Source organism: Hyphomonas neptunium ATCC 15444, from assembly GCF_000013025.1.
Taxonomy (GTDB): Bacteria; Pseudomonadota; Alphaproteobacteria; order Caulobacterales; family Hyphomonadaceae; genus Hyphomonas; species Hyphomonas neptunia.
Genome location: NC_008358.1, coordinates 1,999,743 through 2,013,795 on the forward strand (window position 1 = coordinate 1,999,743; position 14,053 = coordinate 2,013,795).

The window sequence follows — 14,053 nt, forward strand, 5'->3', positions numbered from 1 at the left end:
CCGTCCTTTCGTTCCCCCTCCCCAAGGAAGAAGGGACTTAGTTTATAACCTCAACCCCGCCCATATAGGGCACCAGCGCCTTGGGCACAGTGATCGATCCGTCCGCATTCTGATAATTTTCAAGTACCGCCACCAGCGTGCGGCCCACCGCGAGGCCCGAACCGTTCAGCGTGTGAACATATTCGGGCTTGGCCTTGGGTTCGGGCCGATAGCGCGCATCCATGCGGCGGGCCTGGAAGTCGCCGCAATAGGAGCAGGACGAAATCTCGCGATAGGTGTTCTGCGAGGGCAGCCAGACTTCAAGATCATAGGTCTTGCGCGCGCCAGCGCCCATATCGCCGGTGCAGAGCAGCATGCGGCGGAAGGGCAGTTCCAGGCGTTTGAGCACTTCTTCAGCGCAGCCGGTCATCCGCTCCAGCTCAGCCAGCCCCTCTGCCTCATTCGCCACGATGGAGACCAGCTCCACCTTGTTGAACTGGTGCTGGCGGATCATGCCCTTGGTATCGCGCCCCGCACTGCCCGCTTCGGAGCGGAAGCAGGGCGTGTGGGCGGTGAAGCGGAGGGGGAGTTGTGCCGCATCTAGGATCTGTTCACGGACGAGATTTGTTAGAGAAACTTCTGCGGTTGGTGTAAGCCAATGATCTACAGTCGTGCGAAACAAATCCTCCGCGAACTTCGGCAACTGCCCCGTGCCATAGAGCGCCTGATCGCGCACCAGCACCGGCACGCTCATCTCCTCATACCCATGCTCCGTTGTCTGAAGGTCAAGCATGAAGTTCGCCAGCGCCCGCTCCAGCCGGGTGAGCTTGCCGCGTAGGGCCACAAAGCGCGCGCCGCTCATCCGGGCGGCGGCTTCAAAGTCCATCATCGGGAAGCCGCCCTGCCCTTTCAGGGCTTCGCCCAGATCCGCATGGTCCTTGGGATCATTGATGAGCTTCGGCTCGCCCCATGTGTGCTGCTCAACATTGCCATGCTCGTCACTGCCCTCGGGCACTTCATCCAGCGGCAGGTTCGGCAGGCCCATCAGCAGATCGTCCAGCGCCTTGCGGGCGTTGTCCTCGGCTTCACCGGCCTGTTCCATTGTGGTCTTCGCTTCGGCGACAAGCGCCATCAGGCGCGCGGCTTCCGCCTCGTCCTTCTTGGCCTTCGCCTGACCGATCAGCTTGGAATTGGCATTACGGGCGCTTTCGGCGTCCTGCTTGGCGGTGGTCGCCTCGCGCCATTGGGCATCCAGCTTCAGAATGTCGTCCACCACGGAGCCCAATCCAGACTTCCGCCGGTTCCAGGCATTGCGGAAAGCGTCGGGATTGTCGCGGATGGCGCGGATGTCGAACATGGGAAGCCTCAGGCTCTGGTGTCAGTGGGTATCGGGGAAGCGTCTAATCTGCGCCGCCCCCTCCTGTCCACAGGTCAGGCCCGGCTGTTGGCCACCTCGGCCTCGGCATCTTCGTCCTCGTCTACCTCATCGGCGGCCCCATCTTCGGCCTCGTCTTGAGCCTCGTAGTCGGCCTCGATTTCCATCTCATCGGCCGGCTCCGGCAGATCGGCGTCCTTGGCCGCCTCCGCCAACAGCGCCAGCGGCGTCCGCTCGCGCGGCAGCAGGCGCAGCTCTGGCTCCTCCTCCGCTTCTGGCTCCGGCTCCGGCGCTCTGGCCCTCGCCGGGGGCAGCTCCGCCGGCTCCCGCCAGATCGTCTCCACCTTGTTCTTGCCCACAGTGGTCACTTCGATTGCGGGCTGTATCTGCGACAGGCGGCGCATCATGGCGGCAAAGTTCTTGTGGCCAAACCAGGGGCGAAGGCCCGCCTGATAGGTCGGCGAGAATTCCTGGATCACGCTGAGCGCCCGCACGATCCGCGTCTTGGAAAGCGGCTGGTCGGGCATCCGCTCGCCCACTTCCTTGATGAGGGAGACCGCGCGCATCACTTCGGGCGGCGGCCCGTCCTTGGGCGTTTCGCTCGTGGCCAGGGCCGAGCGCACGCGCCCCATCAGGGCCGAGCGGCGCTCTTTCTGGAGCGTCAACGGCGCAATCACCGGCGGCGGCGAGCGGAAACGATACCATTTGCGCTTGGCGCGCTCATAGTTGAACGCCGCCTTCAGCGCGCCCACATGCATCACGGCGTCGGCATACTGGTTGAACAGGTCATAGGTCGGATCGGTTTCCTTGCCGCAGGTCACTACCCGCAGCTCCCCTGCCTGCACCCGGTTCACAACGGGGACAAAATCGGAGTCGGTCGTCAGGATCACGACCTCCTCGACATCCTCGTTCACCAGCGCAATTTCGATGGCATCCATCGTCAGCACGATGTCAGCCGAGCTCTTGCCCGCACTGATCTTGCGCTTGGCCAGCGCGCGGCAGTTGAAGGCGGAGAACCCTGCCCGCTCAAACTCCGGGCGGTATTTGTCGAATTGGAGATTCCAGTAGACGCGCTTGTCGATGAACCGGCGGCGGCGGTTCTTTACGGAGAACGCACCATCCTCCAGCCAGAGCAGCCAATTGGACAGCCCGCTGACAACCTCTTCACTGGTCGCGCCATAGATGTTGTCGAAATCGACGAGCAGGACGCTTTTAACGCGCGACACTAAGAGGCTCCTCGTTTCTCGGGAGACGTTGGGTTTCTATCCGTCGCCTAAGTTCAACACCTCACCGCAAAAGGCAACGCCGCGGCTGCAGGGAAAATCACTCTGCGGCCGTAGCGGCCTCTTCCTTCTCGGCTTTCTTCTCGATCAGGCGCACGCAAAAGATCGAAATCTCGTAGAGACAGTAGACCGGCACCGCGAGAAGAAGCTGTGAAATTGCATCCGGCGGCGTGAACACCGCAGCAAAAGCCAGGATGCCAACGATGGCATATTTGCGCCCCTTGCCCAGGCCTTCGGACGTCACGATCCCGATCTTGGCCAGCAATGTGAGGATCACCGGCAGCTGGAACGAAATGCCAAAGGCCAGCATCAGCGACATCACCAGCGCCAGGTAATCGCTCACCCGCGGCATCATCTTGATCGTCGTCTGCGCCGCGTCGACCTGCTCCATCGAAATGGTGAAGCGCGCCAGCATCGGCAGCATTATGAAATAGACGAACGCCGCTCCCAGTGAGAACAACAGAGGCGCGAACACCAGGTAGGGCCAGAACGCGCCCCGCTCGTTTTTATAGAGCCCCGGCGCGACGAAGGCATAGACCTGCCAGGCAATAACGGGGAATGCGAGGAAGACGCCCGCAAACAGCGCAAGCTTCAGCTTGGCGAAGAAAAATTCCATCGGCGCGGTGAAGATGAATTCCAGCTTCGAGCCACGTACATCTTCCGCCATCGAGGCAAAGGGCGCGACCAGCAGGTTGTAAATCTGATCGGCGAAGAAGAACGCAAAGATGGTCGCCGTGCCCAGCGCCAGCAGAATCTTGATCAGCCGCCCGCGCAGCTCGATCAGATGGGTCAGCAACGGCGCGCGGCTCGACTCCACCTCATCATCCAGAATTTCTGGCTGCTCATCTTTTGGCGGCAACTGGTTCATGTCCGGTCGCCCTTTGCCGGATCAGCTTCCGGCGGCGCATTCTGGCTGTCAGCATGCGGGGCAGCCTCAGGGGGCAGCTCCGCCGGAGGGGCTGGCGGAGTAGCTGGCGGCGGGGGCGAAACAGGATGCTCCCGCATCACCGCCGAATTCACATCCGCCTCATAGGCCGCCAGATCATCCTGCGCCGACTTGAAGGTGTTGGACTGGCGCAGGTCCTGAATTTCCTTCTTCAGCTCGTCCAGCTCGCTCTGGCGCGCGATGTCGTCGAACGCCGCCTGAAACTCGCGCGCCATACGGCGGCCTTTGCCCATAAGCTGGCCCAGCGTGCGCATCATCATCGGCAGATCCTTGGGACCAATGATGATGAGGGCCGCAAGACCAATCAGCAATAATTCGGAAAACCCGATGCCGGGCAGCATGGCTATGCGCCCTCCGCGTCAGTCATCAGGACGAAGTCTTCGACTCGTCCTTCTTGGGCGTGATGTCCATGAGGTCTTCTTTGGCCACCGGCTTGGTTTCCTCATCCTTGAGGCCCTTGCGGAAAGCACCGATACCCTTGGCCATGTCGCCCATGATCGAGGAAATGCGCCCGCGCCCGCCAAACAACAGCAGGGCAACGACCACCACGATCAGCAATTGAATCCAGCTTGGCGCCATGAACGCGACTCCTCAGGTTTGGGTGAATATAGAGCCCGACTGCTGCTGGAACAATGGGACGAAGCTGCTTAAGAGGTTACCGCATGCGTATAGCGACCTGGAATGTCAATTCGATGAAGGCCCGCCTGCAGACTGTTCTGCAGGTGCTGACCGATATTAATGCAGATGTTGTCTGCCTGCAGGAACTGAAGTGCGAGACAGACGCCTTTCCCTATCTCGAAATAGAGGAGCTGGGCTGGAACTGCGCGGTTCACGGCCAGAAAAGCTATAACGGCGTCGCCCTGCTCTCGAAATTCCCCTTGCAGGATGTCACGCGGGAGATGTCCACCCTGAAGGACGATCAGGCCCGCTACATCGAGGCCACCGTGCTGACCGACAAGCCGGTCCGCGTCGGCGGTCTCTATCTGCCCAACGGCAACCCGGCGCCCGGCCCGAAATATGACTACAAGCTCGAATGGGTCGCCGCGCTGGAAGACCACGCCCGCAGTCTGCTCAAGGCCGAGGAGCCTTTCGTACTTTGCGGCGATTACAACGCCATCCCTGCGCCGGAAGATTGCTGGGACGATACGGTCTGGAACACCGACGCCCTCGGCCTGCCCGAAACACGCGCCGCCTGGCGCCAGCTCAAGCATCTCGGCCTCACCGATGCCTTCGAGGTCTGTGATGGGCGCGCCCATCAATACACGTTCTGGGATTATCAGGGCGGCGCCTTCCAGAAAGATCATGGCATCCGCATCGACCATATCCTCGCCTGCCCCCGCATGACCGACCGGCTCACCGCCATCGAAATCTACCGCAAGGCCCGCGCGATGGACAAACCTTCCGACCATGTGCCGATGATCGCGATATTTGAGGACTGACCCCGTTTAGCTTCCGGAGCCCCGCATGCCCCCGCATGTTTTGCCAATTGTCCTTCTGTCGATCTCCAACCTCTTCATGACCATGGCCTGGTATGGTCATCTCAAGTTCAAAGCCGCACCGCTGGTGCTGGTCATTCTGGCCAGTTGGGGCATCGCCCTCATCGAATACATCTTCGCCGTGCCCGCCAACCGCTGGGGCAATTCGGTCTATTCAGCTGCAGAGCTGAAGACGATTCAGGAGGTCATCACCCTGATCGTGTTTGCCGGATTTTCGGTGTGGGTCCTGAAGGAACCGCTCGGCTGGAACCACGCAGTCGGGTTCGGCCTGATTGCGCTGGGCGCCTGGTTCATCTTTCAGGGAAAGTAAGATCAGGCGGCAGCACAGAGCGCGCCGCCGCCTGAGGAAACATTACTCGGTGATGTCTTCTTTGACTTCGACAGCGGTGTCTTCGACAGCCTGGCCACCGGCCTTAACATCTTTGCCAACGCCTTCAATCGTGTTGCAGGCGGCAAGCGCCGGCAGGACGGCAACTGCGAGCAGAGCAGCAACTACTTTTTTCATGGTGAGAATCTCCCGTTTGTGGTGGGTTGAAGATGGCGTGCCGCTCTATTTTCGGCAAGCCATATACTTTACGAACAACGGGTTATGTGGCTGAAAAGCCTCACTGTGCTGCGCCCGTCATTCCCGTTTCCAAACCGCCCGACTCTTTGCTAAAGAGCGCCCATGAAATCTGCTGTTATCGTCTTTCCAGGCTCCAACTGTGATCGTGACGCGCATGACGCGTTGAAGAAGCTGACCGGCAATGCGCCCGCGATGGTCTGGCACAAGGATGGGGAAATCCCTGCCGGAACAGACCTGGTGATGGTGCCCGGCGGCTTTTCCTACGGCGATTACCTGCGCTGCGGCGCCATGGCGGGCAATTCGCCCATCATCGCTCAGCTGAAAGCCCATGCCGAACGCGGCGGCTATATCCTCGGCGTCTGCAACGGCTTCCAGATCCTCACCGAGACCGGCCTGCTGCCCGGCGCGCTGGTGCGTAACGCCTCGCTCCATTTCGTCTGCCGCCCGCAGAAACTGAAGGTCGAGAGCAGCAACACCGCCTTCACCAGCGCCTATACCGGCGGCAGCGAAGTGGTCATCCCGATCGCCCATGCCGAAGGCAACTTCTTTGCCGACGACACCATGCTTGATCGTCTCGAAGGCGAAGGCCGCGTGGCCTTCCGCTATGCCAGCGGCGAAAACCCCAACGGCGCTGCTCGCGACATTGCCGGCATCCTCTCGGAAAACGGCCGCGTCCTCGGCATGATGCCCCACCCGGAACGCGCTATCGGCAACCATGAAGGCGGCAGCGACGGCGCGGCACTCTTCAAAAGCCTGATGGCGGCGGCATGAAAGCGCCCGGCAGCCAGACGGACCTGATCCGCCGCCTGCCCAAGGCCGAACTTCACCTGCACATCGAAGGCAGCTTCGAACCAGAACAGATGATGGCGCTGGCAGAGCGCAACAAGATCGTCCTGCCTTTCAAGACGCTGGAAGACGCAAAAGCGGCTTACGCTTTCTCCAACCTCCAGGAATTTCTCGACCTCTACTATCAGGGCATGCAGGTGCTGCGCACCGAGGAAGACTTCTTCGACCTGACCTGGGCGTATCTCCAGCGGGCCAAGGCCGACAATGTCCGCCATGTGGAGATGTTCTACGATCCCCAGGCCCATACCGAGCGGGGCGTGCCCTTCGGCGTGGTCACGGACGGCATCCTCGCCGCCATCAAGAAGGGTGAGCAGGAACTCGGCATCACTTCCTACCTCATCATGAGTTTCCTGCGCCATCTTTCGGAAGAGGACGGCTTTGACCTGCTGGTCGAGTCCGAGCCTTGGCATGACAAGTTTATCGGCGTCGGCCTCGACTCCTCAGAAATGGGCCACCCGCCCCTGAAGTTCGAGCGGCTCTATCAGCGCTGCCGCGAAATCGGCTTCAAGCTGAGCATGCATGCCGGCGAAGAAGGCCCGCCGTCCTACGTTCGCGAAGCCCTGCTCGACATCGGCGTCGACCGGATCGACCACGGCAACCGCTGTATGGAAGACCCCGAACTCGTCAGTATCCTCCGCGAAATGCAGGTGCCGCTGACCAACTGCCCGCTGTCGAACCTGTCGCTCTGCGTCATTGATGATCTGAAAAAAAGCCCCGTCAAAGCGCAGCTCGAACAAGGTCTCTTGGTCACAGTCAATTCTGACGACCCGGCCTATTTCGGCGGCTATATCGGCCGCAATTACGAGCAAACCGCAGCGGCGCTTGATCTGTCAGACAGTCAGCTTATCCAGCTCGCCCGTAATAGCTTCACAGCCAGTTTTCTTCTCGATGCAGACAAACAGCGTCACCTGGCTGAAGTAGACGCGGCCGCCTGAAATACAGACGGCCGCTTTCTTACTGCGTCAGCTATTGGTTTCGGCCTCTTCAGCCGCGTCTTCTGAATCGGCCTCAGCCTCTTCATCCGGGGCTTCAGCCTGCGCGGCTTCGAGATTCGCCATATGGTCAGGCTGGCAATCGCGGATCAGACTTTTCAGCATCGGGTCGGTGTCGAAAATGATACCGCGTGAGCCCGAAACAATCCGCATCTCACCCGCGCCGGAGGCCAGAACATAGGTCGGCTGGCTGACGGTTTCCGTCATCCCTGCGGCGGTATCAGGCGCCACATCCGGCCCGGCGGGCACCCGCGCGTTGCCTGCCGAGGTGAAAATGTCGATCGCACCGACCGTGTCGTCACTCGACGCCGCCTTGATCTGAACAATGCGATCACCGAATTCAGTATCGGCGATCATGCAGGTTGCGGAGAACAGGGTTTCGCCCTCGTTGGAGGTGTATGTAACCGTCTCACGTCCGCCTTCAGTGCTGCGCGTCCACGATCCTGCCGCTTCAGTCGTTTGCACTTGCGGGGGCGGCGGCGCCTTTTCAGCTTCAGCATCCGGCTCCGCTCCGGCCTCTGCTTCAGTCGCGGCATCAGGCTGCTCAGCCGGTGCCGGATCGGCAGGCTGCGTTTCCTGTTGCGCATAGGCCGCGCCGGCAATCAGCACGGCAGGGATAAGGGCGATCAATGGGGTTCTCATGACATTGCTCCTGTGATGCGTGGCTTCCCATTGCCGAACGCATCAAGGGACCTCAGGTTTCGCCCGCCGCAAAATCACCCCGAAAACGCCATGTTTCCCCAGCCGCGCTGACGATCAGCCTGCAAATGTCACGAAGCTCGCCCGTTCCGCCAGCGCCGCGTGCCCGTCCACCATCCGGGTGAGTTCCGCCTCGCTTATGTCCATCGACGCGTCACCCCGCCCATGGCTCCCTCCGAGGACCAATCCTGTTTTGCGGGGAAACATGTAAAGCACGCCGCCCTGCCCTGAAGCAGTGTAGGAATAATCGACCTCCGGCTGCGGCAGCAGATGGCTCAGCTGCCCCCGGATGGGCATCAGGGTTTCATCCCCGAACAGTTTTGCCGCGCCCAGGCCGGTGCAATTGACGATCACAGGCTGTGGCAGGGCGAGAACCTCCTCAAGGCTCTCAAACCGGCGCGCCACAAATCTGGCGCCCGCCAGCTGGCCATCCTTCATCAGCATGTCGAGATAATAATCCGGATCAATCATCAGCGTGTTGTATCGCTCCTCATACGCAAAGCCGAAGCGTGTCTCGGTCGTGCGCACATCCAGATCCGGATAGAGATCATCACCCCCCGGCAGTGCCCAGCGCGGCTCGCGTACGCGCGGAGATACTTCCGAGTGGCGCACCCAGCTCACCCCATATCCCGGCCGGTTCACATAGGGCAGAAACCCCCGATGCGCCTCGCGTGTCACCTGCCAGTTGAGGCGCAGGAATTCCTCGCTCGCCACATCGCGGTCAAACAGGCTGGAGGGCAGCCAGAGCGCGCCGGCGATGTTCGAGGTCGTGTTGGGGTGCATCACATCCGCATAAACCGTCACATCATGGCCCCGCCGCGCGAGGATCAGCGCGCTGGTCAGCCCCATGACACCCCCGCCCAGGATGGCCACATCTTGCCGGCCCGTCTCTCCGGCCATCACGGCGGCGCGCTGACAGGTGCCCCATGAAAGGGTCACACCGCAGCCGCCATGGCCGTAATTGTGAATGACCGTTTTGTCCCCGAACCGCTCGGCTTCCAGGCGAAACCCCTGCGGGCGGAAGGGACGAAGGCCAACCACTGTCCGCGTTATCCGGTCGCGCTGGGACAACACCTTCGGAAAGGTCCGTGCCGCCGGTGGCGGCGCCATGGCAGCAGGCTGGCTGACACAGGCGGTGAGCGCGCTGGCCCCGAGGCCAAGAAGAACAGATCGGCGGGCAAGCTCAGGCATCGGTCAGCACTCCAAATGAAGCTCCTGTCTAGCCGCCCCCGATGCCGCCCGCCAACCTTGGTGTCAGGACTGGCAAGGGTAATTTGCGCATCTGCCCGAACTCAACGCATTGTGCCCTATGGCGATATTCGCCTTTCGAGGCTAAACGGCACCCTATGACAGACGCTCGCCAGCAAGAACTCCTGACCACCGCTTCCCGCCTGCGCGCCGAGGGGCGGGTTCCTGAAGCCATTACAGCCTATCAGGCGCTTCTGAGCGCCTATCCCGCCTTGCCTGACAGCTGGTACAATCTGGGTTGGCTGCTCCGTCAGGCAGGACGCGGGCAAGAGGCTCTGGCCGCCTATGATGAGGCCCTCAGCCAGGGCGTCAAAGGGGCCGAAGAAATTCACCTCAACCGCGCCGCCATCTTCTCCGATTTGCTGGCCCGGCCGGACGACGCCAAGGCGGAACTTCTCAAAGCCGTAGCGGCAAACCCGTCCTACGCCGCCGCCTATCTGAACCTCGGTAACCTGCACGAAGACCTGGGCGAGCGGGCAGAGGCGAAAGCCGCGTATGACAAGGCCCACGCCATCAATCCCGGCAGCGCCGTCATCCTCTCCCGCCTGGCCGGCCTGGGGAAAGCCACCTCCCTGGACGATCCGATGATTGCCAAGCTGCGCGCCTTGATTGCCGGCGGCACGCTGTTTCCCGCCGATCTGGCCGTCGCTCACTACGCACTTGGCCGCCTCTATGACAGCTGCGGCGCCTATGACGCGGCGGCGCAGTCTTTTGCAGCGGCGAATGCCGGCGCGCGCATTGCGGCGGGGGGCGGCGTTGCGCCGTATGAGCTGAAAGCCGACCTCTACCGCGCCGATCAGACCGGCCGCGCCTTCGTCAGCCTTCGGGAAGCCAAAAGCGGCATAACAGAACCAGACCCGCAGCCGGTGTTTATCCTCGGCATGTTCCGCTCCGGCTCTACGCTCGTGGAACAGATCATCGGCGCCCATTCCAAAGTTACCCCGGCAGGTGAGCTGGGCCTGATCCAGACAATCTATCGCAATCTCGGCGGCACACCGGCGCGGGTGGCCGCGGCGCCGGAATCCACCATCCAGCAATATGCCGAAGCCTATCTGAAACATCTCCGCACGCTGCATCCCGGTGCAAGCGTGGTGACAGACAAGCATCCGGAGAATTTCTGGCAAATCGGCCTCATCCGCCGGATGTTCCCGAATGCCAGGATCATCAACACCGTGCGCGAGCCGCTGGACAATCTGATCTCGGTCTGGGGCCTGCACCTCGACAATTCCCAGAATTACGGCTTTACGCCGCAGGACATCGCCAGCCGCATTCATGCCGAACGGCGCATGATGATCCATTGGAACCGGATTTATCCGGGCACCATCCTGTCTGTGAAATACGAAGACGTGATCCGCCAGCCCGAGCAGGAAGTGCGCCGCGTGCTGGATTTCCTGGGCTTGCCCTTTGAACCGGCCTGCCTCGAATTCCACAAGGCCAGCGGCCCGGTCAAGACAGCCTCCGTCTGGCAGGTCCGCGAAGCGCTGCACGATCGTTCGATCGGCCGCTGGAAGCATTATGAAACCTACCTGCGTTCCCTGCCCTCGCATGCTGCGCTGGATGCGTTGCTGGCAGTTGAACAGCCGGGCAAACCGGCCTAGCGCTGCGCCAAATCTCAAACACGGGCTGATGTGATGACCGATACTGCCGCCATTCTCTCCCATCTCACAGCCGAGCAGGACGCCGCCTCCGGTGTCGGGCACGGCATCAAGGCCGATGAATGGGAACGCCTGGTCAGCCGCCTGGGCCGTAATCCCAATCTGGTGGAACTCGGCATCTATTCGGTGATGTGGTCAGAGCACTGCTCCTACAAATCCTCCCGCCGCCACTTGTCGAAATTCCCGACCAAAGGCCCCCGCGTCATCCAGGGGCCGGGCGAAAACGCCGGCGTCATCGACATCGGCGATGGCCAGGCCGCCATCTTCAAGATGGAGAGCCACAACCACCCCTCTTACATCGAGCCGTATCAAGGCGCGGCGACCGGCGTCGGCGGCATCCTGCGCGACGTCTTCACGATGGGCGCCCGGCCCGTTGCCCTCGTCAACGCCCTGCGCTTCGGTGACCCCAGCCATCCGAAAACCCGCCAGCTTGTGGCAGGTGTCGTCGCTGGCATCGGTGGCTATGGCAACTGTGTCGGCGTGCCCACCGTTGCCGGTGAAACCCAGTTCGACGAAGGCTATAACGGCAACATCCTCGTCAATGCGATGGCTGTTGGCCTCGCCGATCAGGACAAGATCTTCTACGCCCGCGGCGCCCTGCCCGGCCTGCAGATCCTTTATGTCGGTTCCAAGACGGGCCGCGACGGCATCCACGGCGCCACCATGGCCTCGGCAGAATTCACCGAAGGCGAGGAAGACAACCGCCCCACGGTCCAGGTCGGCGACCCCTTCACGGAAAAACTGCTGATCGAAGCCTGCCTCGAATTGATGGCCACCGACGCCATCCAGTCCATCCAGGACATGGGCGCTGCTGGCCTCACCTCCTCCTCGGTCGAAATGGCTGATAAAGGCGGCGTCGGCATCGAGATGGATCTCGACAAGGTGCCCCAGCGCGAAACCGGCATGACGGCCTATGAAATCATGCTGTCGGAAAGCCAGGAGCGTATGCTGATGATCCTCAAGCCCGGCAAGGAAGCCGTGGCCAAGAAGATCTTCGACAAATGGGACCTCGACGCCGAAGTGATCGGCGTGACCACAGACTCCGGACGCCTTGTACTCAAACAGTTCGGCGAAGTGGTGTGCGATATTCCGGTCGCGCCGCTCGGCGAAGACGCGCCCAACTATGACCGTCCGTGGACGGAGCCGCCGAAACGCCCGGATTTCGACATTTCAAAACATCCTGCCCCGGCGAACTATGCCGAAGTGCTGACGAAGCTGATGTCGACCCCCGACATGGCCTCCAAACGCTGGGTCTGGGAACAGTATGACCGGCACGTGATGAACGATACGATCGACTCGTCACAGTCGGGCGGCGACGCCGCTATCGTGCGCGTTCACGGCACCAACAAGGCCCTCGCCATCTGTTCGGACTGCAACCCCCATTACGTTGCTGCCGACCCGTATGAAGGCGGCAAGCAGGCCGTGGCCGAAGCCTACCGCAACCTCTCCGCCGTCGGCGCCACGCCGATTGCGATCACGGACAACCTCAACTTCGGCAACCCCGAAAAGCCCGCCACAATGGGCTATATCGTCAAGGCCATCGAAGGCATGGCCGAAGCGTGCCGGGTGCTGAACTTCCCGGTCGTCTCGGGCAACGTCTCGCTCTACAACGAGACCGATGGCAAGGCCATTCCGCCCACCCCCGTCGTCGGCGGCGTCGGCCTGATCGACGACCTCTCCAAAATTGCCACCCTGAAAGGCGCCCAGCCGGGCGACGCGCTGATTATCATTGGCGAAAACGCAGCTGACTTTGGCGCCTCGCTCTATGCCCGCAAATGGCTTGGCCTGAAGGGCGACGACCTCGGCCCGCCCCCGCCGGTTGATCTCGAAGACGAAATCCAGACCTCGGCCATCGTCCGCGAGCTGATTGCCAAGGGACTGGTCCACGCAGTCCACGACATCAGCGATGGCGGCCTGGCAGTCGCCGCTGCTGAAATGGCGCTGGCCGGCAATGTCGGCATCATGCTCGACGCGCAGGCCGACCGCCTAGGCAGCCTCAGCCCACTGGCATACCTCTTCAGCGAAACGCAGGGCCGCTACCTCGTTGCCGCAAAGAATGAAGACGAAGTGTTCGACCTGCTCGGCGACATCCCGGCCCTCTTTGCAGGCACAGTGGAAAATACCGGCGCCATCACCTTGATCCATGATCTGCGCAAGAGCGAAAAAACTGTCCTGCCGCTGCAGGATCTCCGCGCAGCCCATGAAGGCTGGCTGCCCGGCTACATGAACGCTGTTTGAAGCATCACACAAATGACGCCCCCTCCCGGATAAGCGGAAGGGGGCGCCCTTTTGTCAGCTAAGCCTGATCAGGATCTGATTAGAACTTGTAGCCAACACCCAGCATCACACCGCTCGTGTCGGTATTGTCGAACGAGTAGTAGGTGTAATCACCTTTCAGATAGAGATTTTCCGAAAGGTCATAGCTCATGCCGGCGCCGAAGGCTGGGCCGTCGGCAGAGTCCTCAACGCTGATCACGTTGCCACCAGGGGTCACAAGCGATGCGTCAAGGTCAACATAGGCATAACCTGCGCGGGCATAGGCATCCAGGCGCTCAGTGAGCGGAAGGTTTGCCTTGCCATAGATACCGGTCAGATAGTTGAGGCCAACATCGCCGGAAGCTCCAATAACATCGCCGAGGTCACCATCATTGTTGTCGTCAAAATTGAATTCGTCTTCATCGACATTGTAGTCGAATTCGCCGTCTTCAATACCGGTCGCAAGTTCAGCCTCGAGGCTGAATACATTGTTGAACTGATACCCGGCGCGTGCCGCAATACCGTTCGTGTCGACACCGCTTTCTGCGCCATCGGGCTTGATGTCGAGATACTGGTAGCCGCCTTCCAGATAGAGGCCGGAATCCTGAGCGTGAGCTGCAGCAGCAAGACCGGTCGCAGCCGTCGCAATAAGCAGGGATCTGAACATGTTTTCTCCTTCAAGAAACGCTACTTGAGTTTCGTGCACGCCGTTC

At 61.2% G+C, this 14,053-nt stretch carries 15 protein-coding genes; 6 read left to right on the forward strand and 9 right to left on the reverse strand.

The features are described 5' to 3' along the window. Window positions 1-37: 37 nt before the first annotated feature. The 5 genes from serS to tatA form a co-directional block, all read right to left on the reverse strand. Window positions 38-1,336, reverse strand: a complete 1,299-nt coding sequence (serS, locus tag HNE_RS09550) for a serine--tRNA ligase (protein WP_011646931.1) — start codon at window positions 1,334-1,336, stop codon at window positions 38-40. Between the two features lie 74 nt (window positions 1,337-1,410). Further along, complete coding sequence (locus tag HNE_RS09555) at window positions 1,411-2,580, reverse strand: NYN domain-containing protein (protein ID WP_035591152.1); 1,170 nt, start codon at window positions 2,578-2,580, stop codon at window positions 1,411-1,413. Between the two features lie 97 nt (window positions 2,581-2,677). Then, window positions 2,678-3,505 (reverse strand): twin-arginine translocase subunit TatC, encoded by an 828-nt coding sequence (gene tatC / locus HNE_RS09560; RefSeq protein WP_011646933.1) that lies wholly within the window; start codon window positions 3,503-3,505, stop codon window positions 2,678-2,680. After that, a complete protein-coding gene (tatB, locus tag HNE_RS18950) occupies window positions 3,502-3,924 on the reverse strand; it encodes a Sec-independent protein translocase protein TatB (protein ID WP_011646934.1) in 423 nt (140 codons plus the stop codon). The genes tatC and tatB overlap by 4 nt, the downstream gene beginning before the upstream one ends. 25 nt (window positions 3,925-3,949) lie before the next feature. Further along, window positions 3,950-4,162 (reverse strand): twin-arginine translocase TatA/TatE family subunit, encoded by a 213-nt coding sequence (gene tatA / locus HNE_RS09570; protein ID WP_011646935.1) that lies wholly within the window; start codon window positions 4,160-4,162, stop codon window positions 3,950-3,952. 83 nt (window positions 4,163-4,245) lie between these two features. Here tatA and HNE_RS09575 point away from each other — a divergent pair, with 83 nt between their 5' ends. Continuing rightward, complete coding sequence (locus tag HNE_RS09575) at window positions 4,246-5,022, forward strand: exodeoxyribonuclease III (protein ID WP_011646936.1); 777 nt, start codon at window positions 4,246-4,248, stop codon at window positions 5,020-5,022. A gap of 25 nt (window positions 5,023-5,047) precedes the next feature. After that, window positions 5,048-5,389, forward strand: coding sequence for a DMT family protein (locus tag HNE_RS09580; protein ID WP_011646937.1), 342 nt, complete (start codon window positions 5,048-5,050; stop codon window positions 5,387-5,389). 42 nt (window positions 5,390-5,431) lie between these two features. On the opposite strand, the gene HNE_RS18380 is transcribed toward HNE_RS09580, so the two are convergent. Further along, window positions 5,432-5,584: an entericidin A/B family lipoprotein gene (locus HNE_RS18380; protein WP_083759065.1), complete on the reverse strand. Its 153-nt coding sequence runs from the start codon at window positions 5,582-5,584 to the stop codon at window positions 5,432-5,434. Window positions 5,585-5,746: 162 nt separating this feature from the next. On the opposite strand from HNE_RS18380, the gene purQ reads away from it, so the two are divergent. Beyond that, window positions 5,747-6,415 carry a phosphoribosylformylglycinamidine synthase subunit PurQ gene (gene purQ / locus HNE_RS09585; RefSeq protein ID WP_011646938.1) on the forward strand — a complete coding sequence of 223 codons (669 nt, stop codon included), beginning with the start codon at window positions 5,747-5,749 and terminating at the stop codon, window positions 6,413-6,415. Next, complete coding sequence (locus HNE_RS09590; protein ID WP_011646939.1) at window positions 6,412-7,425, forward strand: adenosine deaminase; 1,014 nt, start codon at window positions 6,412-6,414, stop codon at window positions 7,423-7,425. Before purQ ends, HNE_RS09590 begins: the two co-directional genes overlap by 4 nt. Before the next feature lie 27 nt (window positions 7,426-7,452). Here HNE_RS09590 and HNE_RS18000 read toward each other — a convergent pair whose 3' ends face one another. Together HNE_RS18000 and HNE_RS09600 are read right to left on the reverse strand one after the other, a co-directional pair. Beyond that, a complete protein-coding gene (locus tag HNE_RS18000) occupies window positions 7,453-8,124 on the reverse strand; it encodes a hypothetical protein (protein WP_011646940.1) in 672 nt (223 codons plus the stop codon). 114 nt (window positions 8,125-8,238) lie between these two features. After that, on the reverse strand, window positions 8,239-9,372 hold the full coding sequence (locus tag HNE_RS09600; RefSeq protein WP_011646941.1) for an FAD-dependent oxidoreductase: 1,134 nt from the start codon (window positions 9,370-9,372) through the stop codon (window positions 8,239-8,241). 155 nt (window positions 9,373-9,527) lie between these two features. Between HNE_RS09600 and HNE_RS09605 the strand changes: the two genes are divergently transcribed. Further along, window positions 9,528-11,027, forward strand: a complete 1,500-nt coding sequence (locus HNE_RS09605; protein WP_035591147.1) for a tetratricopeptide repeat-containing sulfotransferase family protein — start codon at window positions 9,528-9,530, stop codon at window positions 11,025-11,027. A 33-nt stretch (window positions 11,028-11,060) separates the two neighbouring features. Further along, on the forward strand, window positions 11,061-13,322 hold the full coding sequence (gene purL / locus HNE_RS09610) for a phosphoribosylformylglycinamidine synthase subunit PurL (RefSeq protein WP_011646943.1): 2,262 nt from the start codon (window positions 11,061-11,063) through the stop codon (window positions 13,320-13,322). Between the two features lie 79 nt (window positions 13,323-13,401). On the opposite strand, the gene HNE_RS09615 is transcribed toward purL, so the two are convergent. After that, the gene (locus tag HNE_RS09615) at window positions 13,402-14,007 is read right to left on the reverse strand and encodes an outer membrane protein (RefSeq protein WP_011646944.1); all 606 of its coding nucleotides are present in this window, start codon (window positions 14,005-14,007) and stop codon (window positions 13,402-13,404) included. Window positions 14,008-14,053 lie beyond the last annotated feature (46 nt).

What these genes read in the sequence shown, in the direction of transcription:
- serS (WP_011646931.1), bottom strand. Translation starts at nt 1,336, where the DNA reads ATGTTCGACATCCGCGCCATCCGCGACAATCCCGACGCTTTCCGCAAT.
- tatC (WP_011646933.1), bottom strand. Translation starts at nt 3,505, where the DNA reads ATGAACCAGTTGCCGCCAAAAGATGAGCAGCCAGAAATTCTGGATGAT.
- tatB (WP_011646934.1), bottom strand. Translation starts at nt 3,924, where the DNA reads ATGCTGCCCGGCATCGGGTTTTCCGAATTATTGCTGATTGGTCTTGCG.
- tatA (WP_011646935.1), bottom strand. Translation starts at nt 4,162, where the DNA reads ATGGCGCCAAGCTGGATTCAATTGCTGATCGTGGTGGTCGTTGCCCTG.
- HNE_RS09575 (WP_011646936.1), top strand. Translation starts at nt 4,246, where the DNA reads ATGCGTATAGCGACCTGGAATGTCAATTCGATGAAGGCCCGCCTGCAG.
- HNE_RS09580 (WP_011646937.1), top strand. Translation starts at nt 5,048, where the DNA reads ATGCCCCCGCATGTTTTGCCAATTGTCCTTCTGTCGATCTCCAACCTC.
- HNE_RS18380 (WP_083759065.1), bottom strand. Translation starts at nt 5,584, where the DNA reads ATGAAAAAAGTAGTTGCTGCTCTGCTCGCAGTTGCCGTCCTGCCGGCG.
- purQ (WP_011646938.1), top strand. Translation starts at nt 5,747, where the DNA reads ATGAAATCTGCTGTTATCGTCTTTCCAGGCTCCAACTGTGATCGTGAC.
- HNE_RS09590 (WP_011646939.1), top strand. Translation starts at nt 6,412, where the DNA reads ATGAAAGCGCCCGGCAGCCAGACGGACCTGATCCGCCGCCTGCCCAAG.
- HNE_RS18000 (WP_011646940.1), bottom strand. Translation starts at nt 8,124, where the DNA reads ATGAGAACCCCATTGATCGCCCTTATCCCTGCCGTGCTGATTGCCGGC.
- HNE_RS09600 (WP_011646941.1), bottom strand. Translation starts at nt 9,372, where the DNA reads ATGCCTGAGCTTGCCCGCCGATCTGTTCTTCTTGGCCTCGGGGCCAGC.
- HNE_RS09605 (WP_035591147.1), top strand. Translation starts at nt 9,528, where the DNA reads ATGACAGACGCTCGCCAGCAAGAACTCCTGACCACCGCTTCCCGCCTG.
- purL (WP_011646943.1), top strand. Translation starts at nt 11,061, where the DNA reads ATGACCGATACTGCCGCCATTCTCTCCCATCTCACAGCCGAGCAGGAC.
- HNE_RS09615 (WP_011646944.1), bottom strand. Translation starts at nt 14,007, where the DNA reads ATGTTCAGATCCCTGCTTATTGCGACGGCTGCGACCGGTCTTGCTGCT.